Source organism: Methanosarcina sp. KYL-1, assembly GCF_024372725.1.
GTDB lineage: Archaea > Halobacteriota > Methanosarcinia > Methanosarcinales > Methanosarcinaceae > Methanosarcina.
This window is the reverse complement of the sequence record NZ_VOUA01000035.1, coordinates 14,785-36,785: the sequence shown is the minus strand read 5'-3', so window position 1 is coordinate 36,785 and position 22,001 is coordinate 14,785. Positions and strand designations below refer to the sequence as shown.

General features: G+C 48.2%; 25 protein-coding genes. 13 read left to right on the top strand and 12 right to left on the bottom strand.

Going from position 1 to position 22,001, the window contains the following annotated elements:
* The 4 genes from FTO70_RS16350 to FTO70_RS16335 all read left to right on the top strand — a co-directional run.
* On the top strand, positions 1–129 hold a 129-nt coding region (locus tag FTO70_RS16350), incomplete at its 5' end, for a monomethylamine:corrinoid methyltransferase (protein WP_255336840.1).
* A gap of 301 nt (positions 130–430) precedes the next feature.
* Complete coding sequence (locus tag FTO70_RS16345; protein WP_255336837.1) at positions 431–1,843, top strand: APC family permease; 1,413 nt, start codon at positions 431–433, stop codon at positions 1,841–1,843.
* Entirely contained in the window at positions 1,833–2,099 is a 267-nt protein-coding gene (locus FTO70_RS16340) for a monomethylamine permease (RefSeq protein ID WP_255336839.1), read from the top strand. Before FTO70_RS16345 ends, FTO70_RS16340 begins: the two co-directional genes overlap by 11 nt.
* Positions 2,100–2,111: 12 nt before the next feature.
* Entirely contained in the window at positions 2,112–2,363 is a 252-nt protein-coding gene (locus tag FTO70_RS16335; protein ID WP_255336836.1) for an AcrB/AcrD/AcrF family protein, read from the top strand.
* Between the two features lie 652 nt (positions 2,364–3,015).
* Here FTO70_RS16335 and FTO70_RS16330 read toward each other — a convergent pair.
* The 3 genes from FTO70_RS16330 to FTO70_RS16320 are packed head-to-tail and all read right to left on the bottom strand — an operon-like array spanning position 3,016 to position 6,705.
* Positions 3,016–4,041 carry an AAA family ATPase gene (locus FTO70_RS16330; protein WP_255336835.1) on the bottom strand — a complete coding sequence of 342 codons (1,026 nt, stop codon included), beginning with the start codon at positions 4,039–4,041 and terminating at the stop codon, positions 3,016–3,018.
* Between the two features lie 37 nt (positions 4,042–4,078).
* Entirely contained in the window at positions 4,079–5,803 is a 1,725-nt protein-coding gene (locus FTO70_RS16325; protein WP_255336834.1) for a preprotein translocase subunit SecD, read from the bottom strand.
* Positions 5,800–6,705 carry a protein translocase subunit SecF gene (locus FTO70_RS16320; protein ID WP_255336833.1) on the bottom strand — a complete coding sequence of 302 codons (906 nt, stop codon included), beginning with the start codon at positions 6,703–6,705 and terminating at the stop codon, positions 5,800–5,802. The genes FTO70_RS16325 and FTO70_RS16320 overlap by 4 nt, the downstream gene beginning before the upstream one ends.
* A 440-nt stretch (positions 6,706–7,145) precedes the next feature.
* Between FTO70_RS16320 and FTO70_RS16315 the strand changes: the two genes are divergently transcribed.
* Complete coding sequence (locus tag FTO70_RS16315) at positions 7,146–7,619, top strand: cytidine/deoxycytidylate deaminase family protein (RefSeq protein WP_255336832.1); 474 nt, start codon at positions 7,146–7,148, stop codon at positions 7,617–7,619.
* Positions 7,620–7,761: 142 nt separating this feature from the next.
* Here FTO70_RS16315 and FTO70_RS16310 read toward each other — a convergent pair whose 3' ends face one another.
* Together FTO70_RS16310 and FTO70_RS16305 are read right to left on the bottom strand one after the other, a co-directional pair.
* Positions 7,762–8,523 (bottom strand): coenzyme F420-0:L-glutamate ligase, encoded by a 762-nt coding sequence (locus FTO70_RS16310; protein ID WP_255336831.1) that lies wholly within the window; start codon positions 8,521–8,523, stop codon positions 7,762–7,764.
* 279 nt (positions 8,524–8,802) lie between these two features.
* The gene (locus FTO70_RS16305) at positions 8,803–8,967 is read right to left on the bottom strand and encodes a hypothetical protein (RefSeq protein ID WP_255336830.1); all 165 of its coding nucleotides are present in this window, start codon (positions 8,965–8,967) and stop codon (positions 8,803–8,805) included.
* Positions 8,968–9,054: 87 nt separating this feature from the next.
* On the opposite strand from FTO70_RS16305, the gene FTO70_RS16300 reads away from it, so the two are divergent.
* On the top strand, positions 9,055–9,444 hold the full coding sequence (locus FTO70_RS16300) for a hypothetical protein (RefSeq protein WP_255336829.1): 390 nt from the start codon (positions 9,055–9,057) through the stop codon (positions 9,442–9,444).
* Positions 9,445–9,520: 76 nt separating this feature from the next.
* On the opposite strand, the gene FTO70_RS16295 is transcribed toward FTO70_RS16300, so the two are convergent.
* Both FTO70_RS16295 and FTO70_RS16290 read right to left on the bottom strand, forming a co-directional pair.
* Positions 9,521–9,982 (bottom strand): Hsp20/alpha crystallin family protein, encoded by a 462-nt coding sequence (locus FTO70_RS16295; RefSeq protein WP_255336828.1) that lies wholly within the window; start codon positions 9,980–9,982, stop codon positions 9,521–9,523.
* 233 nt (positions 9,983–10,215) lie between these two features.
* A complete protein-coding gene (locus FTO70_RS16290; RefSeq protein WP_255336827.1) occupies positions 10,216–11,418 on the bottom strand; it encodes a cofactor-independent phosphoglycerate mutase in 1,203 nt (400 codons plus the stop codon).
* A gap of 167 nt (positions 11,419–11,585) precedes the next feature.
* Between FTO70_RS16290 and FTO70_RS16285 the strand changes: the two genes are divergently transcribed.
* From FTO70_RS16285 to purM, 3 genes are read left to right on the top strand one after another with little or no spacing between them, the layout of a single operon-like run.
* Entirely contained in the window at positions 11,586–11,957 is a 372-nt protein-coding gene (locus FTO70_RS16285; RefSeq protein WP_255336826.1) for a hypothetical protein, read from the top strand.
* A gap of 20 nt (positions 11,958–11,977) precedes the next feature.
* Entirely contained in the window at positions 11,978–13,396 is a 1,419-nt protein-coding gene (locus FTO70_RS16280; protein WP_255336825.1) for an aspartate kinase, read from the top strand.
* 21 nt (positions 13,397–13,417) lie between these two features.
* On the top strand, positions 13,418–14,419 hold the full coding sequence (gene purM / locus FTO70_RS16275; protein ID WP_255336824.1) for a phosphoribosylformylglycinamidine cyclo-ligase: 1,002 nt from the start codon (positions 13,418–13,420) through the stop codon (positions 14,417–14,419).
* A gap of 136 nt (positions 14,420–14,555) precedes the next feature.
* Here the strand turns inward: purM and FTO70_RS16270 are convergent, their stop codons facing one another.
* The gene (locus tag FTO70_RS16270; RefSeq protein ID WP_255336823.1) at positions 14,556–14,930 is read right to left on the bottom strand and encodes a DUF1894 domain-containing protein; all 375 of its coding nucleotides are present in this window, start codon (positions 14,928–14,930) and stop codon (positions 14,556–14,558) included.
* Positions 14,927–15,358 carry a DUF1890 domain-containing protein gene (locus tag FTO70_RS16265; protein ID WP_255336822.1) on the bottom strand — a complete coding sequence of 144 codons (432 nt, stop codon included), beginning with the start codon at positions 15,356–15,358 and terminating at the stop codon, positions 14,927–14,929. The genes FTO70_RS16270 and FTO70_RS16265 overlap by 4 nt, the downstream gene beginning before the upstream one ends.
* Before the next feature lie 472 nt (positions 15,359–15,830).
* On the opposite strand from FTO70_RS16265, the gene FTO70_RS16260 reads away from it, so the two are divergent.
* Complete coding sequence (locus FTO70_RS16260; protein ID WP_255336821.1) at positions 15,831–16,133, top strand: DUF1894 domain-containing protein; 303 nt, start codon at positions 15,831–15,833, stop codon at positions 16,131–16,133.
* Between the two features lie 198 nt (positions 16,134–16,331).
* On the opposite strand, the gene FTO70_RS16255 is transcribed toward FTO70_RS16260, so the two are convergent.
* The 3 genes from FTO70_RS16255 to FTO70_RS16245 form a co-directional block, all read right to left on the bottom strand.
* On the bottom strand, positions 16,332–16,898 hold the full coding sequence (locus FTO70_RS16255) for a hypothetical protein (RefSeq protein WP_255336820.1): 567 nt from the start codon (positions 16,896–16,898) through the stop codon (positions 16,332–16,334).
* Positions 16,899–17,024: 126 nt separating this feature from the next.
* Complete coding sequence (locus FTO70_RS16250) at positions 17,025–18,077, bottom strand: hypothetical protein (RefSeq protein WP_255336819.1); 1,053 nt, start codon at positions 18,075–18,077, stop codon at positions 17,025–17,027.
* A gap of 227 nt (positions 18,078–18,304) precedes the next feature.
* A complete protein-coding gene (locus tag FTO70_RS16245; protein WP_255336818.1) occupies positions 18,305–19,438 on the bottom strand; it encodes a hypothetical protein in 1,134 nt (377 codons plus the stop codon).
* A 221-nt stretch (positions 19,439–19,659) separates the two neighbouring features.
* Between FTO70_RS16245 and FTO70_RS16240 the strand changes: the two genes are divergently transcribed.
* From FTO70_RS16240 to FTO70_RS16230, 3 genes are all read left to right on the top strand, one after another.
* Positions 19,660–20,142, top strand: coding sequence for a PUA domain-containing protein (locus FTO70_RS16240; protein WP_255336817.1), 483 nt, complete (start codon positions 19,660–19,662; stop codon positions 20,140–20,142).
* A gap of 341 nt (positions 20,143–20,483) precedes the next feature.
* Positions 20,484–21,659, top strand: a complete 1,176-nt coding sequence (locus FTO70_RS16235; protein ID WP_255336816.1) for a hypothetical protein — start codon at positions 20,484–20,486, stop codon at positions 21,657–21,659.
* Positions 21,660–21,775: 116 nt separating this feature from the next.
* Positions 21,776–21,943, top strand: a complete 168-nt coding sequence (locus tag FTO70_RS16230; RefSeq protein WP_255336815.1) for a hypothetical protein — start codon at positions 21,776–21,778, stop codon at positions 21,941–21,943.
* Positions 21,944–22,001 lie beyond the last annotated feature (58 nt).

Sequence of the window (22,001 nt, the reverse complement as noted above, 5' to 3'; positions counted from 1 at the left end):
GCAAACGCACCTGCAGGAAAGACCTTCCAGGAATGCTACGACGTCAAGACCGTCACCCCAACTGACGAATACATGCAGGTCTACGACGGAGCAAGGAAGAAGCTCGAAGACCTCGGGCTTGTATTCTAAACCTGAAGTTTACAGAGTAGTACTCAAAAAGCCAGCGAGTTTCTCGCTGGCTAATTTTTTTTGAAAAACTCAGGCGAAACCTTTAAAAAGGTCTGATACGTTTGATATGGAACAATTTTCACGCATAGGCGACTTGATCCAAAAATTCAGTGTATAAAAAAACATAGGGGGATATGAATAATGGATATATGGACTGTTATAAATGGGCTGATATATCTCCTGGCTTTTGCATTGATGGGCTGGGTTTTGCTGGACGCCAGTAAAATTTCGAAAAGAAACTGAATGAGGGATGTGATTAAACATGTCTGAAAACCATGAATCTGCCAGCTTAGTGAAGACTCTGCGGCCTTTCCACGTATGGGCCCTTGGAGTCGGGATCGTGCTGGTCGGGGAATACATGGGCTGGAACTTCACCGTTGCAAAAGGAGGAGTTCTGGGGTCCCTGCTTGCCATGCTGGTTGCAGGAACAATGTATGTCATAATTTCCCTCTGCGCCAGTGAACTCGGATCGTCAACAAAACTTGCAGGAGGACCTTATGACTGGGCCAGGCTCTTTATCGGGCCCGGAGCGGCTGCCAGTGTCGGGCTTGCGGTCTACATGGAATACATCGCCCTCGAGGCGGCGGATGCCATTGTAGTCGCATTCATTGCACAAAGCATCTTCCCGGAACTACAGGTCTTTCCCATAACACTACTTGTTATTGCACTTCTAACCTTCATTAACTACCGGGGTGTCGTTGCAGCCCTGACCCTGAACTTCGTCCTGACCATGATAGCCTTCATCGCAATAGTGGTCTTCTTCTTCGCAACGGCCTTCGGAACAGTAGACATCCACCCCGAATACCTTTTCCAGGGAGCTCTGCCAAACGGCATGATAGGCCTCTTTGCGGCACTGCAATTCGGGCCCTGGTTCTACCTGGGGATTGAAGGAGCGGCGATGTGTGCCGAGGAGTGCAAGCACCCGTCAAGGGCGGTGCCCCTGGGGCAGCAGGCCGGAATGATTACCCTCCTGATAGGAGCGGCAATGACCCTCTACCTCTGTGCAGTACTGATCCCTGCGGACATGCTTGGGGTTTCCGTGTACCCGCTCTTTGAAGCGGCCCAGAACAGCGGTGTGTTCATCTTCATTGCTGCCCTGGGCCTGGGGACGTTCCTGACCTGCGTTGCAAGTGCAAACGGCTGTGTCTGTGACTCGTCACGCTCCTGGTTTGCGCTTTCCAGGGACCACTATGTATCATCCTGGTTCTCGGCGGTGCACCCGAGGTACAACACCCCTTACAGGGCTGTGATCTTCACAATGCCTGTTGCAATAGGATTTGCCTTCAGCGGATTCCTGGACCAGGTAATTACCTTCTCCATTGTCTCGGGACTGCTCTGCTACGTCCTGATTCCCTTCGCCCTGATCCGCTTCAGGAACCTCTTCCCGGAAACCACCAGCAAAGTCCGTCCCTTTGCAGGGCCGCTTCAGCCCTTCATAGCCTACTTTGCGATCGCAATTGCCATAACGATCCTTTCGACCCTCTTCTGGGGTTACAAGTACAACCTGATCTTCGGGTTCGTGTTCTACGGCATTGCGTACTTCTACTTCAGCCACAAGCATAAGACTTCAAAGGCAGAAAACAACTGGGCTGAGATGGGATGGCCCGAACCCAAAGGTTCGGAAAATGCAAGAATAGGAAAGGAGGTGATGGGTGTTGAGTTCAGTGACGATTAACCCGGAGATGGAAAAAAAATACCACAGTAAACTGAACGGGGACTCTGTCCTGGTTGTGGGCATGCTTGCCCTGCTCATAGGCGTGGAACTCTTCGTGATCGGCAAGATCGTCGGAGCTACGTGGGAGATCGCTTCGAATTTCTACTATCTCTACGTGATCTTCTTCGGGCTGATAGTTGTAGTCGAAACGATCGGCTGCCTGCGGGTACGCGACTCCATAAAGAAGCACATGTTCGAATTCACCTACTACGATTGAGGAGGCTGAAAAGTGGCAGAAATTTCCAAGAAAGAAAAAAGTACCCTTGCGGAGGCCCTTGACATCATATTCATCTTCGTCCTGGCCTTTGCCTGTGTCGTGGTTCCCACGGTGCTCCAGGGAGCAGTGCTCGTTTCCTGGGACGAAGGCGGATCAGGAATAGGCTTTGTCTGGGACCCCGTAGGCTTCTTCAGTTTCGTACTGGTAATAATTGCTTTCTTTGTAGTGATCCTCCACCACTCGGTAAAGCACTACAAGTACTGAAGAAAAAAATCTGAAAAAAAGCTTAAGGAAGAAGTTGACTGCCCGACGGAGGGACCGGACAGTCAATATTTTTTAGAGGGATTCTTTGATTTTTAGATCTTTGATTTTTAGATCTTTGATTTTTAGATCTTTGATTTTTAGATCTTTGATTTTTAGATCTTTGATTTTTAGAAAGGCAGACTTTCGTTCTTTTTGTTCCGGAACTGCTTTTAATAAGAACGGCCTGCCGCAAGAGCATAACCTCCCTGAAATTTGTGGAGTTCTCAGGGAGTGATTGAGGGAGTTTTGTGGGATTTTTAAAAGGTTCGGGTTTATCTCCTTCTCGAGGGAATCCAGGCGCTGAACCTCCGAAGGACGCAGAGCACGCCACTTACTGGACGCATCCCGGAATTTGCCCGGGTCCTGCCCCCGTCAGAGAGTTCTTTTGAACCTATCGTTTCCTGAGGAGCTTAATTCCTGGCCTTTTCTAACTTATAGATAAAAATCGAAAGTATATATAACTTCCCCATGATAATTTTGAGAGGGGGAATTAGTATATATATTTTTGGATTATTGAAAATGAGTAATAGGGAAGATTTAAATATAAGAATTCGATGCCTGAATAAAACACCAAAACTTATATAAACAAAACCCAAACATCCAAAAAAATAAATCAGGAGAAATAGGAAATCAGCTTTTCAAGCTGGATCCTCTCATTTGCGGCCCCCCCGAGGCGGGCATCAGCTTCTGCGACCTTCACTACAAGGCGGGCGATTTCCTCATCAGCTTCCCCCGAATCCGCCAGGGCTTCGGAAAGCCCTTCGAGGATTTCGGTCCCCGAAAGCCCTTTTTCGATAAGCATGTCATCAATGAGCTGGCGGCTGCGGGTAAAGTTCCCGGCACGAGCGGCATCCAGCAGTTCATCTATTGCTTCATCCCTGCCTTTCACGGTAACCTCATACACGATATCCTCCGTAACCGCATCCTCCCCTGCCCTGAGAGAAGCAAGCTGGAGGATCTGTACAGCCCTTGCAACATTCCCTTTCGCAAGATAGAGGACTGCATCCAGGGCTCCCTCCGAACACAGGAGTTTTTCGGCTTCTACGATTTTTTCGAGATGAGGTTTCAGGAGGGAATCCGGCACATATGTGAAAAAGAGCTGAAGGCCTCTCGAACGGAGAGGAGAAATAAGCTTTGAGGGGCGAGTTGTGGAGAGGATGAACCTGCAGGTCGCACTGTACTTTTCCATAATGCGCCTGAGGGCATGCTGGGCATCGGAACTCAGGGACTCGGCGTTATCAATATAGATAAGCTTGTAATCCGCATCTATGGAAGCCATCCCTGCATATTCGTTGATGATTTCCTTAAAAATCTCGATTACGCTTTTGTAGATCTTTTTGGGGTCATCGGTACCCAGAAAGCGGACAAAACGCTTGTCCCGGACAAGATAACGCTTGCCCTGGTCAAAAAAGTCCGAGGCGTTGAAATAAGTAAAGTTGTTTTTCCAGGTTTCCCCGTAGAGTTCCCGGGCAAGGGCAAGAGCAGCTGTCGTCTTGCCCGAGTTTTCCGGGCCGTAGAAAACGAGGTGGGGGAGAGCCCCGGACTTCACCAGTTCGGAAAGCGTGTCTACGGAGTGTTCGTTTCCAAGCAGCTCCTCCAGGGTACCTGCCCTGTATTTCAATGTCCAGAGATCCTGCATGTATTCCAACCTCGTTTTTGGCCTTTCACACTCAAGTTCACTCAGCCGAAACTTCCGCTTTTCCGTTCTCTGCAGTTGCTCCGCTTGCTTCAAGCATTTCCTTGATCACCATGCCGTAAACCGGCCTTGCAATTACGACCCCGATAAAGACACCGATGATCGTGGTAATGGCAAAGCCTTTCAGGGCTCCGAAGCCCATAATCACCAGCGGGGACATGGCAATGACAGTTGTGGCCGCTGCCCCGAAGATGATTGCGAAGGCTTTTCCGATCCTGGAAAGGAAGACCTTTGTGGGGGGGAGCTTGCCTTCGTAGAGCACCTCGTCGGTGATGATTACAAGGTGGTCAATACCCGTCCCTATGGCGGCAATGATACCTGCAATTGCCGGAAGGTCCAGCTGCCAGCCAATGGCTGCCGCAACCCCGAGGATCATGATCACTTCACTTATGGAAGTCCCGACCATGGGCACCAGAATTTCAGGTCTTTTATACCTGCGGAAGACCACTGCGGCCACGGCAATGAGAGACAGCAGACCTGCGATAAGGGCTTCGGTCTTGAACTGTTCCCCGAGAGCTGCATCCACATGCCCGGAACCCACAAGCACCACGTTCACAGGAAGAGCCCCGGCCCTTAGGTGGATCTGGAGGGCTTCGGCATCGGCCTTGGCAGCTTCGTCACTGCCCGTGGAAGATTCCCAGGAATAAATCGGGGACTCTTTCAGCCTTGTTGCGGCAGAATAACTCAGAGGGGCGCTGTAGATCAGGTTTTCGTCCAGGTACATGTCCAGGTAGTGGTCCTGCGGGTTGTCCACTGCCCCGGTTTCGATTGCAACCTTCTGGAGAGCAAGAGCCCCATCTTCATCCAGGGTGAAGGGCGTATGCCACTGGTTGTCATGGAAGCCCGGAATTCCGACGCTTACGATGGAATCACCGTAGAGCACATGCCGGGACTCGTTTCCGGTAGTCTGGATCCTTATCTCGAATTTCCCGGGCTTTTCGGCAATGTCCTTGGCGGTTGCCAGGTCTATGCCTGCGAAATCAATGAGGATGTAGTCTTCCCCGACTGTCCTGACAGGGATGTCTTTCAGGCCCAGGGAGTTGAGCTTGTCGTTGAGGATCTCCCTGGTCAGGTCTCTGGTCTGGACGCTGACCCCTTCTTTGTAACTGGAGGTCCCGTCTTCGTTAAGGAGAATTGACCCGCCTACCTTTTCCATAAGGGCTTTGAGCTCTTCTTCGGATACGGCGGTCCTGATTTCATAAAAAACCCCTTCCCCGGTATCCAGGGTAACGACCTCGGAATCCAGGGCATTTGCCAGGTAAAGCCGGATAAGGGCTTCCTTGCTGGTAAAGATGGTGACCTGGGTAATGCCCTGGTTCAGCCTGTCCACACTTATCCTCCCGAGTTCCAGGTGTTCGAGTTCGGACGTGCTGACCGAGGCATCTGTCGTGAATGTGATTGAATTTTCAGCTTCTGTAAGGCCGCTGCCTTCAAGCTTGTTTTGCGTAATCGTTATAGGGGCTCCGATGACCGGCTCCACCATTTCAGTGACGATCTTTCCACCATCGGCATCCACCTGGACCAGAGCGCCCTGCAGCTGGATCTGGAGCCAGGACCCGCCTTCCAGGTCAAGCCCGTAGTTAAGGTTGGAGGTTGTGCCTTCCCCGGAAGTGTATCCTGGGCCTATAGCCACGATTGACCCCAGCAGGGCAATAATGAATATGATAACCCTTACGTTTTTAAAGAGGCTTTTTGCGTCACTCATCTGTTATACCTCCCTCTGAATTCGGGTTTGAGGACGAACCAGCGCAGAATCCCGGTGTTTAAGAGCCAGGTGTTCATAAGGTCAGCAGCCAGCCCTATGATCAGCACGATAGAAATCTGCGAGAGCAGGGTGATCTGCGTGAAAGAGGGGATGATCAGGTAGGGGAAAGTGGAGACGACATACATCACCACAAGGGCTGCAAGGGTTGTGGTGGTCATGGTAATCCCGGTCTGCATGGCCCTGGAAACTTTTTCTTCGACCGTGCCCCTGCGCTTGAGCACCCTGTTCGTAAGCAGGATGTCACTGTCCACGGAATAACCTATCAGCATGAGCAGGGCAGCAACGGTCCCAAGGGAGAGTTCGATTCCTGCTATCCGCATGAAAGCCGCAGCAATCACGATGTCCGAAAAGGCAGAGAGCACCACCGCAAAAGAGGGTATAGGGCTCCGGAAGATAAGGAAGACTACAAGGGCCATCCCTAAGAAAGAAATGAAAAGGGCCCTTAGAGCCTGGACCTGCAGGTCCTTCCCGTACACTGGACCTATCTGCTTTATTTCCACATTGGAATAGCGGCCCATTACATCGTCTTCGAGCTGGCGCTGTTCTTCATTTCCCATGACCCCGAACTGCATGATGACCCTGCTTCCGGCCTGCCGGGCATCCATTAGCGGATAAGTCGAATACAGCTCTTCAAGTACAGAAGGAGAATCTGTCGTTTCTACAGAAATCTGGGTACCGCCCTGGAATTCCATCCCCAGAATTACCGGTGACCCGCTGCTTGCAAAAGAAACAAGCAGCACTGCTAAAGAAAGGGCCAGTATTGCAAGGGGAATTGCCAGCAACTGGCGATTATCGTGACTTTTCACGAAGGAATCTAAAAATTCGGTCAAACCTGTTGCCATGATTCAATACTCCGAATAAATAATCTATTTTTCCTTGAACTTATCCGAATCTGTCTTACAAATCCAGATTCACAATCCAGAAATTACTTGATGACCTTGAACGTATCTGAACCGGATTCCGATCGCGGCCCCGGATACAGGCATTCAACACTTCTCAATAGTGCTAATAAGCGTTATCCGGTTTAATTCTTTAACTTTTTAATACTTCTACGACTTCTTAATAATACTAATACAACTTCTCAATAATACTAATGAAAGTTGAGCTATTATACTAATGAAAGTTGAGCTATTTCAATTCTGTACTCTCACTGATTATATCAATTTATATCAATTCTTCCTCGAAAAGCGAGGTTCTTTTTATATATTTAAAACTGATTCGCAAAAATGGTACAGGTTCTAACGTCACAACTATATATACGAGTTACTGTTCATTAAAAATAATGACAGAAAGACCTTCCCTTGACGAATACTTCCTCGAAATCGCCTTCGTGGTAGGCAAAAGGGCCACATGCCTCCGGAACAACGTGGGGGCTGTGATCGTCCGGGACAAGCGCATCCTCTCAACAGGGTACAACGGCGCTCCAAGCGGTATGGAACACTGCCTTGAAATAGGCTGCATCCGGGCCCAGGAAAAAATTCCTTCCGGTACGCGGCATGAAAAGTGCAGGGCCGTACATGCGGAACAGAACGCCATCATCCAGGCCGCAATCCACGGGGTCAGCATAGCCGGGGCAACCCTCTACTGTACTCATCAGCCCTGCATCCTCTGTGCAAAGATGATAATCAACTCGAATATCAAAAAAGTTGTATACGCAACCCCATACCCGGATACCGATTCCCTGGGCTATTTCAGAGACGCCGGGGTGGAAGTGGAACACATCCCCTTTGAACTTAACAATGAGAATTGCGACTGAAACCGGAAACAGAACCGGAAGGAAGAATCCCGAGTTTCCGTTCCATTTTTCCTTTCCGGCCTATTCCGTTCCAGTTTTTCCTTTCAACAGATCCTGTTTTAACGCCCGAACCCCACCCAGGTCAGGATTATTTGTCTCGAGATCATTTGTTCTGCAGGTAGCGAAGCCCTTTTTTAATTATGTCCATTTCTTCAGGGCGGTAGGTTTCTTTGATGCAGGCATCTACTTCGCAGTAATAATCAAGCCCTCGAATGATAATTACAGGAGTCCCGCCTGCTCCTTCCCCCATCAGGAGATTGGCTGCGCCCGCAAGCTCATCTGCCACGGCCTCCTCGGTAATCTCAAGGACTTTCCCGAAAAGGTCTTTTTCCCCTATCCAGCGTTTTATAGGTTTTATCCTGTAGATCCCTATGGCAACACCTGTCTGTCCTATCTTGAAAGCCCGCCCGTTTGTGTCCGTGACTATGACACTTAACTTTTTCCCGCTCAGCTTTTCAAGTCTTTCCCCGAGCCTTGCGGCACTTGCATCCGGGTCCCCGGGAGTGTTAAGCAAAAAGTCTCCCTCGATATTGGAGTTGTCGACCCCCGCGTTTACGCAAGTGTGTCCGGCATGGGTTATTGCAAGCATGAATGGGACTTCCACCAGAAGCTCCCTGCTCCGGTCCAGGACAGCCTGGACAAAGCGGGGGTCCTGCCCGTTCTTAGCTGCAATTTCAAGTGCCTTCTCCCCCGGGATGAGGTCTTTAAGCCTGAAGGTTTCCCCTTCGGCTTTTGCAACCACGGTCGAGGCGATGATGACAATATCCCTGTCCTGCAATTCCATGTTTTCGCAGATGATTAAGGGAAGGTCGTCCCCTTTCTGGATCAGGGGTATATTTTCTACGGCAATGGCTTCGAATTTCAAGCGGCTTCCTCAAAGAGATTTGAAATCGGTAAGATATAATGTGATGTGACAGTGTGATGTGACAGTGTGATGTGACAGTGTGATGTGACAGTGTGATGTGACGATGCAACGTGATAGTACCCGACAGAATCCGGGAAAAAATCCCATACGGGAATAATTTGCAGCAGTAAAGGCAGTAACCATAAATAAGACCACCGATATACTAAGTTTCGCGGCGATGATGAGAGTTACCCCGACCGAGCAAAAGATGACGAAAACAATTTCCTGATGCCGCACTTTTTACCTTATTTTTCGATTTATTGGTCTGTTTTTTGATTCCCGCCATTTTCCAGGTCTAACCTTATTTCCAGGTCTAAACCTATTTCCAGGTCTAAACCTATTTCCAGGTCTAAACCTATTTCCAGGTCTAAACCTATTTCCAGTTCTCACCCTGTTCTCCGGCAAATATGATTTCCACCTTTCCTTTTCTTTTCACAGGCGCATTTGCGAATTCTTATCTAGCTTGCAACCCAAAACTCTTAAGGGTGAAACATGAGCCAGTACGATCTCAACTTAATCATACAGAAAATCAAAGAACGGACTCCTTTTGAGCTAAAAGACAATGAACGGAGCAGGCCCAGGACTTTACGAGTCATCATAAGCAAACTTTTTTATTCTCTGGATTATGAGAACGAGCCCCAGGCCACCCGGGAAAAGGTCACACAGCTCCTCCTTTACCACGGGCAGTTCGGCAGGGAAGAGATAGATGGAATATTCCAGTCATCCGCAAAGAAAACCACTGCCTACTCGAGAGAATTCCTGAAACAGCATCCGGAAATTGCAAGGGCCGAGGCCCTGAAAAGCAAGGAATTCCCCGATGAAGAGGAAGGAGAAGGAGAAAAGGTCAAGGAAATAAAGTACATCTTCCCGCACTATGCGTGAGTTTTCCTCAGAAAAAACGAAAAAAATAGATTGATGAGGGATTTCCCTCAATCTCGGGCTTTAAGCCTTTTGAAAATCACTCGATCTGGATCCGCTTCTTGGGCTCTTCAAGCTTGAGTTTCGGAAGCGTGATTGTCAGGACGCCGTTTTCTATTTTTGCAGTTGAGCCTTCATCCATGACATTGGAAGGCAGCCGGACTGCCCGGTAAAAGCGCGTGTATGCCCTCTCCCGGCGCAGGTAGCCTTCTTCTTCGACTTCTTTTTCCTTCCCCGATTTTGCGCTGATTTCCAGCATGTCGTCTTTTACACTGAGCTCGATATCTTCTTTATTGACCCCCGGAAGGTCGGTTGTGACCACAAGCTTGTCGTCTTCATCCATGATGTCAATGGCAGGGGCGTATATCTTGCTGCCTCCCCATTCTTCCATGGGCATGTAATCCTCAAACAACTGGTTCAGGCGCTCCTGCGTCCTCCTGATCTCCTCAAAAGGATCCCAGCGCGCCGGCCCTCCAAACGGTCTTTTGACAGGCCATCTCATCATAAAGTCCCCCTTAATTAAACTGTAATTTCGACGTATAATGTCGTTATTTGAATATATTGAGAGGGAATATATACGTTTTCTTGAAAGATTTTAACAAAAGGTAGTGCAAAAAAGAAAAAAAAGATTTTAAAGAAAAAAAGAAAGGGACCTGGGTACCGCAGAAGGAATTACCCGATCAGGCTACTGTACAAGGAATTACCCGATCAGGTTATTGTACAAGAATTACCCGGTCAGAAATTATCCATCCTGATAAGCATCCCGACAAGGTCCGAAGCTTTAACAATGCCCATGGAACCTTTTTTAACCGATTCCTCGTCAAAAGCCTCTGCCCCGTCCGGGTCCCCTGCATCGGTCCTGTAGATAGCAAAGGGAATTGGGTCAGGGGTATGAGTCTTTACCGAGATGGGAGTCGGGTGGTCAGGCATCACGAGAATGGTAAAGGGTTCTTCCGAAGCCTCGGCGTATTCCAGGATAGGAGCCACGATCCTGCGGTCGAAGTCCTCAACGGCCTGCATCTTTTTCTTAAGGCTGCCTTCGTGTCCGGCTTCGTCCGGGGCTTCCACGTGCACGAAGACGATGTCCCGGGTCTTGAAAGCTTCAATTGCGGCGCTGGCTTTTCCTTCGTAATTGGTGTCCAGGTAGCCGGTGGCGCCCGGAACCTCGATTACGTCCAGCCCTGCATAGACCCCGATTCCTTTAAGGAGGTCCACGGCAGAGATTACGGCCCCTGCCTTCCCGTAAAGTTCCCGGAAGGATGTGAACTTCGGGGCATGGCCCTGGCCCCAGACCCAGATGGAGTTGGCCGGGTTTTTACCCTCTTCGACCCGCTTCAGGTTCACAGGGTGCAGCTGCAAAATCTCCATTGAAGCTGCCATGAGGTCCGAGAAAAACTTCCCGTCCTTTCCTTTAGGGAGGTGGCCCTCCACTTTTTCCCCGGTCACGTCGTGGGGAGGCGTACACTCGGTTTCAGCCCCCCGGTCCCCACGGACAACCATAAGGTGCCTGTAGCTGATCCCGGGATAGAACTTCAACTCCTCAGTCCTGAGTTCCGAGTCAAGAGTTTCGATAAGGATTTTTGCTTCGTCACTGCTGATATGCCCGGCACTGTAATCTTTTATTATCCCGTTTTCGATTGTTACCAGATTGCACCTGAAAGCCACGTCATCGGCTGCAAGGGACACGCCCATGCTTCCGGCTTCCAGAGGAGCCCGCCCTGAGTAGTATACTGCCGGGTCGTATCCGATAATGGACATGTTTGCCACGTCACTGCCCGGGGGAAAACCGTCAGGCACGGTTTTTGCAAGTCCGGCTTTTCCGCGGGCTGCGATCGAATCCATAGCAGGGGTACTGGCTGCCTGGAGAATGGTCCTGCCTCCCAGTTCCTCTATGGGGTAATCCGCCATTCCGTCTCCGATAAGTACGGCGTATTTCATTGCTTCACCTGTCCTTAGCTGTTTTACTCTCTTTCATCTTGGGGATGAAATATATCACTTTCTGCCGGGCTGCCCGTGCAGGCCCTGCCAGATGCCTGCCAGATGCCTGATGAGCCTCACCCGGATGCCCGGAAAAACTGAATTCTTCCGCCTATCCAAACATTTTAATGCCTACTAACATTTTACACAAACATTATAATATAGTACCCATATCCTATACAGGACAGGCCCAAAGCGTAAAGTATATTAAGCCGCAAAAAGAGCCAGCATATAACTTCCTTTACAAAGAGGACTCTTTTCAGGAAGAGAGGGACCTGCAAGCAGGGGAAGCAATCAGTCCTGGAAGCAGGACAGAAACATATCAAGATAATCAATCGAATAAATTTAATAAATCGAATAAATTTAATAAATCGAATAAATTTAATAAATCGAATAAATTTAATAAATCGAATAAATTTAATAAATCGAATAAATTTAATAAATCGAATAAATTTATAGATCCAATCAACCAAAAAAGGCGTCAGAATATTCCTACTTAATATCAAAACGTGATCCGATCATGAAACTTGTGATGAAATTCGGAGGAACTTCCGTTGGAGACGGAAAAAAGATCCGTCACGTTGCCCAGCTTCTTAAAAGTTACTACGAGGAGGGCAACCAGATCGTGGTGGTAACCTCGGCACTCAGTGGAGTTACCGATTCGCTCATGGAAAATGCGCACCTTGCCTCAACAAAAGGCAGGACAACCCTTGTGAAAGAGTTTAGAACAGAGCTTACAAACAAACACCATGAAGCCGTGAAGGATGCCATCGACGACCCCAAAGTTGCAGAAGAAGTCCTCCGGGTCCTTGACCTCCGCATTGATGAGCTGGAAAAAGCCCTGATCGGGATCTGCTACCTGGGCGAACTCACCCCCAGGTCCATTGACTACATTTCCTCTTACGGAGAACGCCTTGCAGCCCCCATCGTATCCGGGGCTGTCCGCTCCCTCGGGATCTCTTCAACGGAATATACCGGGGGGGAAGCAGGGATCGTAACAACATCGGATTACGGAAATGCCAGGCCTCTGGAAAAGACCTACGAACTTGTTGAAAAGAGGCTGGGATGCCGGCTTTGCTCCCATATCCAGGTGGTCACGGGCTTTATCGGGGAAAACGAAGAAGGGATCATTACAACCCTTGGCAGGAGCGGATCGGATTTCTCGGCATCCATCCTAGGTGCAGCCCTTAAAGCCGACGAGATCTGGCTCTGGAAAGAAGTGAACGGTATCATGACCACGGACCCCCGGATCGTGCCCGAGGCCAGGACCATCCCACAGATATCATATGCTGAAGCCATGGAACTCTCCTACTTCGGGGCCAACGTACTGCACCCCCGGACCATCGAACCTGCAATGCGCGAGCATATCCCGGTGAGGGTCAAAAATACTTTTGACCCGGTATTCGAGGGCACTCTGGTGGTCGCAGAGAAGTTCCAGTGCAGGCAAGTGGTAAAAGCAGTGAGCCTTATCAAGAACGTGGCCCTGATCAACATCGCAGGCGCCGAGATGGCAGGGACCGTAGGGACCGTGGCGCGGCTATTTACCGCCCTTGCCAACGCAGGCGTGAACATCGTTATGATCAGCCAGGGCTCTTCCGAGTCCAACCTCTCCTTCGTGATCAGCGGAGGCCATGTGGAACCCGCCTTAAAAGCTCTCCATTCCGAGTTCAACCGGGAAATCGTAAGGGAGATTACCTCGGACAAGAACGTCTGCGTGGTCGCAGTCGTGGGCGCGGGCATGGCAGGGACTCCGGGAGTGGCAAAGAGGGTCTTTGGGGCGCTCGGAAATTCCATGATCAACATAATCATGATAAGCCAGGGTTCTTCCCAGTACAACATCTCCTTCGTTGTCCGGGAAGATGACGCATTTGACGCCGTCAGGACCCTGCATAATGAATTCGAACTCTATAATGGAAACGGAATTGAAAAACAGCTATGATCAGCCAGGAAGGGTCAGAGAGTGAGTGAAAAGCACCTTACATACGCAGATTCGGGCGTAGACATCAAAAAAGAAGAGAATACCGTCAAAACCCTTATCGAAAAACTAAGTTATGTCCGAAAAGGAATCGGAGCCCCCCTGACAGGGATAGGGCACTATGCAGGGCTCCTGGATTTCGGGGAATATGCCCTCGCACTGACAACGGACGGGGTAGGCTCAAAAGTCCTTATTGCAAACGAGATGCAGCGCTGGAACACCGTAGGGATAGACTGCATAGCCATGAACGTAAACGACCTCCTGGCCATCGGGGCCGAACCTGTGGCCTTTGTGGACTACCTGGCCCTGGAAAAGCATGAGGAAGGCTTTGCCGCCCAGATAGGGGAAGGGCTCGTAAAAGGAGCCGAAATCTCCAGGATGTCCATTGTAGGAGGGGAAACCGCAACCCTGCCTGACATTATTAAAGGCTTTGACCTTGCAGGCACCTGCCTGGGGTTTGTTAAAAAAGATGAGGTCCTCACCGGAGAAAAGGTAAAGGTAGGTGACGTGCTTGTCGGAATCCCGAGCAGTGGAGTGCACAGCAACGGCTACACCCTGGTCCGGAAGATTGTTGAAGAATCAGGCTATTCCTACCACGACCCCTGCCCCTATGACAGCTCAAAGACAATAGGAGACGACCTCCTGACCCCCACCCGGATCTACATCGAAGTCCTGGACGCCCTGAAGAAATGCGAGGTCCACGGGCTTGCCCACATCACAGGCAGCGGGCTTTTGAAGCTGAGGAGGGTTACACAGCTCGGTTTTGACTTTTCCGACCCCCTCGAGCCCCAGGAAATATTCAAGTTCCTGCAGAAAGAAGGCGGAGTAGAAGTCCTGGAGATGTACAGGACTTTCAATATGGGCATGGGATTTTTGATCATCCTGCCGGAAAAAGACGCTGCAAAAGCCGCAGAAATTACCGGCGGAAAGATTGTAGGGAAAATCGTAGAAAGCGGGATCAGGGTAAAGGACCTGATCATAGAGTAAAATAGAGTAAACGAGCGTAAAACTCGATTTTGAAAGCCAACTTAGAGGAAAAAGAGGGAAAACTCATTTCCCGATGTTGAAATCCTCTTAGATTTCACTTTTTCCTTCTTACATTTCATTTTTTCCGTCTTAGATTTCACTTTTTCCACATATCCTGGAAGCTTGTTAGGGGTGCCCTTGAGCTTTCAGCAGGCTTGCTCTTCTTCAATGATGGAGTCACCTTTTCCGTCTCCATCTTCCTGAGCCTGTCGATCTCCTTTATGCTGTCCTCGTTGTCTACGGTCAGGACAAAAGTCCCATAGCAGGGCTTTGTATAGGTAAAGATCAGAGCATTACCTTTAGCCCCCAGAGCAATAGGCGGAACTCCTATTATGTGATAGTCCTTGAAGATCTTGTAGCCGGGGGATACATAGTAAACCTCTTCCGAGTTTTTCTCAATGTACTCTCTGGCAGCCTTATAGGTCGTCCTATCCAGGAGGATCTCATATTTCATCTGCTCAATACAGCTCATTTGAGTATCCCCTCCACCACCTTATCCAGCCTGTTCTTGAGCTGGACGGGGTTGTGAGCAGCCTTTTCGATGATCATTTCACAATCGAACTCGATGGTTTCAGCCAGAGCCTCGGCGTTCCTGCCAAAGACTATGGAGTACAGTTTGGCCTTAGAAACGGCGCTCATGGTCGCAGCATAAGTCATTCCGGCATCGTTATGCATAAAGGCGAAACAGATGTCGAAATCCGCTCTATTCTCAATAACATCCTCCAGGGTTTTATCGAGATTCACCAGCTTTTTTACATAATAGCCGTCGGAATCAGAGACCTTCAAAAGCTGGTTTGCTGCACCTGTCCCGGCAACGGTTACATCGAATCCTAAGTTGGCCAGCTTGTGGGAAAGATACAGGGCAATGCTGGTTTGAATTGGGACCTCGGGACATCCCATCATTAGGAGCACTTTTTCGCCGGTCATAACATTTCATCTCTTATGTATTTTATCTGTAAGGAATATGGCTAACCCTGAATTTCAACCTTTGCAATTGATGTTCAGGCAGAAATCCTTGAACTGATAGTGTATAACGTAAACAAAAAGGTTGACGTAAACAAAAAGACTGTAGAAATAATCCGGATTGAATTAAGGATTTATACAGAGCCCTCTTTTAATCTTTTAAGAAGGAACTATCTCTATATATCATCCCCACGTAATTTTAATTTATAGCATTAATTCGGAGCTATTGAGGCAGTGACAGCCATCAGAATCTTTCTGGCTTGATCTAAAAGGCTTGATCTAAAAGGCTTGATCTAAAAGGCTTGATCTAAAAGGCTTGATCTAAAAGGCTTGATCTAAAAGGCTTGATCTAAAAGGCTTGATCTAAAAGGCTTGATCTAAAAGAAAAAAAATCATAAAAGGTACAAAAATGGTATGTTTAAGCGAACTTGACTATGAGATCCTCCTGAAAAATGCAACCCTCAAAGAATGTGAAAACTTAATAAAGGAACGTTCGGAGGATGCGTACCTTGTACCAGGAGGGTATAATGTAAAAGGCATTTTCCTTCTGGGTACAGCTATACCTGTTGGTTTTTCAGGAAATGACATTCTATTTCAATTCATAAAACCCTGCTTCGGCCTCTTTGTAATCAGGATGAAAAATGAAGCAGGAGAAATCAAGAAACTTAGAGAGCAGTATAAAAAGGATAAAAATGTAAAGAAAATAAAATAAAGGTTGACAACAGAGCTGACAATAGAGCTGACAACAGAGCTGACAACAGAGCTATCATCTGGCTGTTTGTTTTTCCTTTAAAGCTTTCTTTATGTTTCATCAAGTTCTTTTTACGCTGATTTCCCCGCATTTCTTTAGTTTCAGTTTACTTTCAGGTTACTATGCAGAGAGAAGCTTTTGGCCTCAGGGTTTCACTTTTCAGACTTTCACTTTTTTCGTACACGTAACCCTGCACTCAAAAAACCCGGCTGCAGGCAGCTCGTGAACAGTGGTTGCCACCACCATGCCGTTTCCGATTTCTTTTACGACCATGATAGGCCTGCCGTTATCGTCCTCAAGCACAACGTCCGCATCCGTTTCGGAAAAATAACCATCGCATCCGACAGGAGGCTGGATGCCTTCAACGAGTTTCTGGGCATCGTGTGCCCCTACGGGGTGAGGGGTGCAGGGATTTTCTTCCATTACGTACTTCAGGGAAAAGGGCAGCCACTCATATTCGTATTCAGGGACCAGGGGACTGAAAACCAGCAGTGTACCTCCTTTTTCCACAAACCTTTCAAGCGCCCGCTTTCCGCGCTCAAGGCCTGTTCCTGTGCTGGTATACTGCCGGTTTGCAAAGCCTGTGGGTGCGATCAGGACCTTGCAGGCAGGAAGATAAGGGGTCCCCAGGGACGTTGAAAGCGCCCGGGTGCATTCAAGCCCGTATTCCAGAAACAGTTTTTCAAAAAGCAGGGGACAGTCCCAGAGCAAAATTACGTCACTCATGAAAAGGGGATAGTAAACTCTGGAATATCAATTTATCTGTTAAATTGAGTTTAGGGGCCGGGAAATGTGGGGAGAATAAATTATCTTCCCATTTTCTCCGAGATAAGCAAAAGAACCGGGATCTTATCAACACTTTTCTTCAAATTCAAGGATAATCAGGTTAGAGACGGTTTTTACCCCAAAAAGGTATCCTGCAGCCCGGAAAACTTTAGAGAAAAGTTCGATAAGCTTGATTACGGCTTTTTCACTTGAATATGGATGCCGGATTTTTACAGTCATCTTTCCTTCCACAAGCACTCTCTCAACGTCGCTCACAAGCTGGGTAACCGAAGACAGTTTTCTGCAAATGACAATCAGCTCACAGAGAGAAATTTCCTTTATAGGCTTGCCTGCCGAAGCTTCAAAAAAGCTTGTTACGTCAGGAACTTCTTCCGAAAGGAAAGCTTCGAAGACTTCCATGTTCAGGTTAACCCTCTGGTACCTGTGCATCCTGTACCTTTCCACCAGGGAGATCCAGAAATCCGGCCTGCTTTTAATCTCTTTGAAGGTGTAGTCCAGGGTCCCGAAGTGTTTTCTGATACCGGGAGGGATTTCCTTGCCCGTGGAAAAGTACTCCTTGAGATAGATCCGGACCGAATTTGACTTCCTGTGGATAAAAGAGATATCCAGGTCCAGATAGAGGCCCAGGAAGATGGAAATTTCTTCGGCAATAAAAGCCCTGAAACTCGGATCTCCGCCTTCGAGCACGATTACCTCGGTTTTATCGGCTTCGGAGTGCATGGTGGAAACTTCCAACCCCCAGCCCAGGTTCCTGCTACGGGTATTCAGATATTCCACAAGTTCGGGAACGGTCTTTATGTGGTAAGAATTGAAAAGCTCACTAACGATCTCATCTTCAACCAGGATGCCGTCGGTTTTCTCTATAAGCCACTTGGCGGCAAGCTGGCTCATCAGTACACATTCCCCACTCTCAATCAGGCTGTTGCGGATTGCAGGGTAGTTTTGGCCTCCGCTGAGCTGTTCCATTGCGTCCTCAATAGAGTCATGGCCCTTAAGGGCAGCATCCGCAAGAGCTATAGCATCCCTTATTGCCGCGCTCAAATTCCCGTTATTTTCGTCCAGAAAAGGACGCAGTTTTTGAAGATATGCATCTTCCATGGAGACGTTTTTCCGAATCAAGAGCTTACCTCGACCTTTTTTAGAGTGCTTATTCAAGCAGCCCGACATTTTGCGGCAATTAAATGATTAATAGAAGTAAATGACCGATAGGACTGATAGATGATAGGCTGATAGATGATAGAACCGATGGAAACAAATGGCCAATATAATAAATAGTTAATATATACCGTTTACATAATCAGCAGGTATATATAAAATTTCTTAAATTTTAATTGCGATTTCCGGCCTCAGGAAAAACTTGCGGAGGAATACCTTTCAGGGAGCCCGGAAACAGAAAAATCGAATATTATCAGCTCGGATACCGAGCTTACGCGGAAGGTATGCCAGCCCATTTCAAAAACATTGGAAAACATCTGCACAAGCTTTGAAACAACTTTTTCATCCGAATAGTCATGCAGGATTTTTATGTATTCCTGCCCTTTTTCCGTACACACCTCAACATCACTTACCAGCTGGGAAGCCATCACCAGGCGTTTGAAAAGGGGGAGCAACTCGGGGAGAGGGATTTCGTGCAGGGAGCGTCCGGCCTTGATCTCGAAATATTTCGTGATATCAGGAAGTTTCCCGCCAACCAGGGCTTCAAAGAGGTTTTTGTCGATGTCTACCCTCTGGTAATTAAAACTTCTGTAAAGCTCGGAAAGGGTTATCCAGAACTCAGGTTTTCTTTCCACTTCCCTGTACAGGACTTCCTTCGAACCGAAGTACTTCCAGACACCCGGAGCAATTTCCTGCGGGTCATGCCGGACAAAACTCCTCAGGTAGATGGTGGATGAATTAGACTTCCGGTACACAGACTCCACATCAAGGTTCATCCAGCGTGCAAGAAAGATGCAGACAATCTCTATCAGAAGTTCACGGAAATCCCTGTCTCCTCCGACAAAGTCCATGGTGGCATATTCAGGTTCGATTTCGTCATTGCAGGAGATAGAAATCTGAATTTTCCAGCCCCTGCGTTTGCTTCTGCAGTTAAGGTATTCTTTCAACTCGGAGATTGTGGTTATCCTGTACGGATTAATCAGCTCGTAGACAACGTCACTGTCCATAAGCCTACCTGAAGCGTTTTTTATAAGCCAGCTCAGCACCTGCTGGCTCATAAGGATGCATTCCCCTCTCTGGATAAGTTCTTCCCAGGTTTCGGAGTAGATCTCTTTTTTCTTCAGGCTCTCAGCCATCCCTTCGGGAGTTTCATGCCCTTCAAGGGCAAGGCTAAGCAAATCAATAGCTTCCCTTACTGCTGCACTCAAATTTCCATTGTGTTTTTCAAGCAAGGGCTGGAGTTTCTGTAGGTGGGCTTCATCCAGAGAAATGTTTTTGCGAATCAACACAGGCCTCGACTTTTCCTTTTTAGAAACGTAATTCATGCAGGGGACTTCTACCTGCGACCTTAAGCCCCGGAGTTCCTTACATTATTGCCAGGTTCATTACAGGGTTTCATGCCTTCCTGCAGTTTATTGCTTAAAAGATACCAATATAAATAGTTTTTTATTTCATTCAGAAAATAAAAATGTGCATTTCTTTTCACCCCTTCTCCAAAACAGGGAATGACCGGAACGGCTTTAAGGCCTGTATATTATTTACCCTCATGGACAGTGATAAAGAAAGACTTTCCAGAGTCCGTATGATTGCGGATTACCAGTTCGGGAAAGGCGCGGGAAAAGAACTTTTCCCGGACGGGGCAACGTTCCAGTTATCCCGTACAAAAAGGGTGCGCCAGGTCTTCCACTCCGGAAAGCGTATCGCCACTGCAAGAGCAAAGGACGGGTTTTTTACCCTGAGCATGGAGGCAGCTTCCGTCCTCCACGGATTTCTGCCGGAAAAGAAACTCAGGGTCACGGTCTGCGAAGATGCCGCACCTTTTATTGCAAAGGGCAAAACAGCCTTTGCAAAGCATGTGGTTGAACTTGACCCTGATATCCGGGCCGGAGAAGAGGTGCTGGTCACGGACAAAGCCGGAAGGCTGCTTGCAACAGGACAGCTGCTCCTGTCCCCTGCCGAGATCCGGGACCTCGAAAACGGACCGGCAGTGGATGTACGGGTAGGGATTGAGTCGAAAAGAGAAGAATAAGCCATAAGGCACTCTTTTTCAATATTATTTTTTTTCTTTGAGGAGTCTCTTCTCATATTGCAAAAATTTTGTGCAGCCAGGACTTTCGTGTAATTAGAATTTTTGTGTAGTTAGGGATAATATATATAGGACGTTATTCTTAGAGATGTTATCCTTACTGCTCAAGCATTTTCACAGGATAAACTGAAAAAAGAACAGGAATATATCTATATCATAGAGAGTAATTTTCGGATGAAGGCCTTTCAAAGTGGGCCTAAAAAGGATTTTTGAGGAAAGTTTCAAGAAGCATACCTTCGAATATACGTAAAATTCTTAAAACTCATAAAAGATACTCAGGCAGCATGCCCCCGGAGAGTGAGAGCATCTCAGAGCCAGAACAGATCCTCAGGTCCCTCCTGATTCCCGATAACACCAGAATCGAGGAAAACAGGATTGTAGTGGATGGAGACGTTATTGTCGGCAATCACTCCAGCATTGAATACGGCATACTCGGAAACACGGTCATCATAGGGGAAGGGGTGAACGTTTCGGGGGAAGTCGTGGCAAAGTCCGATGCCAGGATTGACATGTGGTCAAAACTGGGAAGCAGCGTAGAGGTCGGGAAAAACGCCTATCTGGGAGAATTCGTGGCAATTGACGGGAAACTGACCGTCAACGGAGACCTTGACGTCGGAAAAGAGGTGAAGGTCAAAGCCGGGTTCGAAACCAAAGGCTGGATAGTGGTCAGGAACCCCGTGCCCGTAATCATGTTCCTCTTCCTGTACATAAGGGAAATGATGCGCCTAGGAAAGGGCGAAGAAGTTGAAAAAGCCATTGAAGACCTCTTCGAAGACTGTGAAGACGATGAAGAGAGCCCACGGCTTGGTGAAAAGCTTCTGGTCGTGCCTGCCGGCACAAAAGTCTCCCCGGAAGCCATAGAGGTTTCCGGAGAAGCCAAAATAGGAAACAGCTGCATCCTTATAGGGAATATTAAAGCGCAATCACTGGAGGGAGGAAAAGGCCTGACCCTGCAGGGAAGCATCCATTCGGAAGGCAAAATTACCCTTGGGGACAACAGCACCGTCCACGGCAGCCTTGTTTCAAAGGGGCAGGTCCGCATAGGAAGAAACAGCCGGATCTACGGAGGAATAAAGGCCGACTCCGTGTTCCTGCATGAAAAGGCAAGGGTAGACGGCACAATCAGGGCACCTTCCGGAGTATCCTTTATCCGGGAACCCGCAGAAAAAACAGCGTTCAGAAAAGTCCAGAACTCTGAGAGCCAGGCGGCTGAAAAGGCAGCCACAGGGTTTAAAGAAAACTCTCCCGAAGAGGGGCTCGTAAAGGCACTTGAAGTGGTGGAAATCGAAACCCTGCTTAAAACAAAGACAAAAACCAAAACAAAGACAAAAGCCAAAAATGGTTTTGTGCCCGGCAGGGAAAGAAGGTCTGCCAGGACCAGGGCTTTAGGAAGAAGCAGGCGTTTCACAGGCTCCCGGATGTCCGGAAGAAACTCGGGAACCGGAGAACACCATATATAAACAGGGAAAGGTCCGAAAACGGAATATTCCCGCTTAAGTCCCGTTTATGTCCGCTCTCTTCCATCCTTTTCTCTTCCATCCACTTCACCCATATCCTTAAATGCCGCTTCATCCTTATGGGAAAAACAGGCTCCATAAGAAAGGGAGAAAAAGGCAAAAAAGGACGAATTCCCGGAAAGGATGAACTGTATAAAAGGAATTTCTTTTTTTTAGAAGGAGCAGTAACATTATTAGGGAATCAGGGAATTATCTGGTTTTCAGCACCCCCTAAAAATTCAAAATAAACGTAAATGCAATAACCCACTAAAACTTCCAAACCATATAACCCGTTAAACTTCAAAC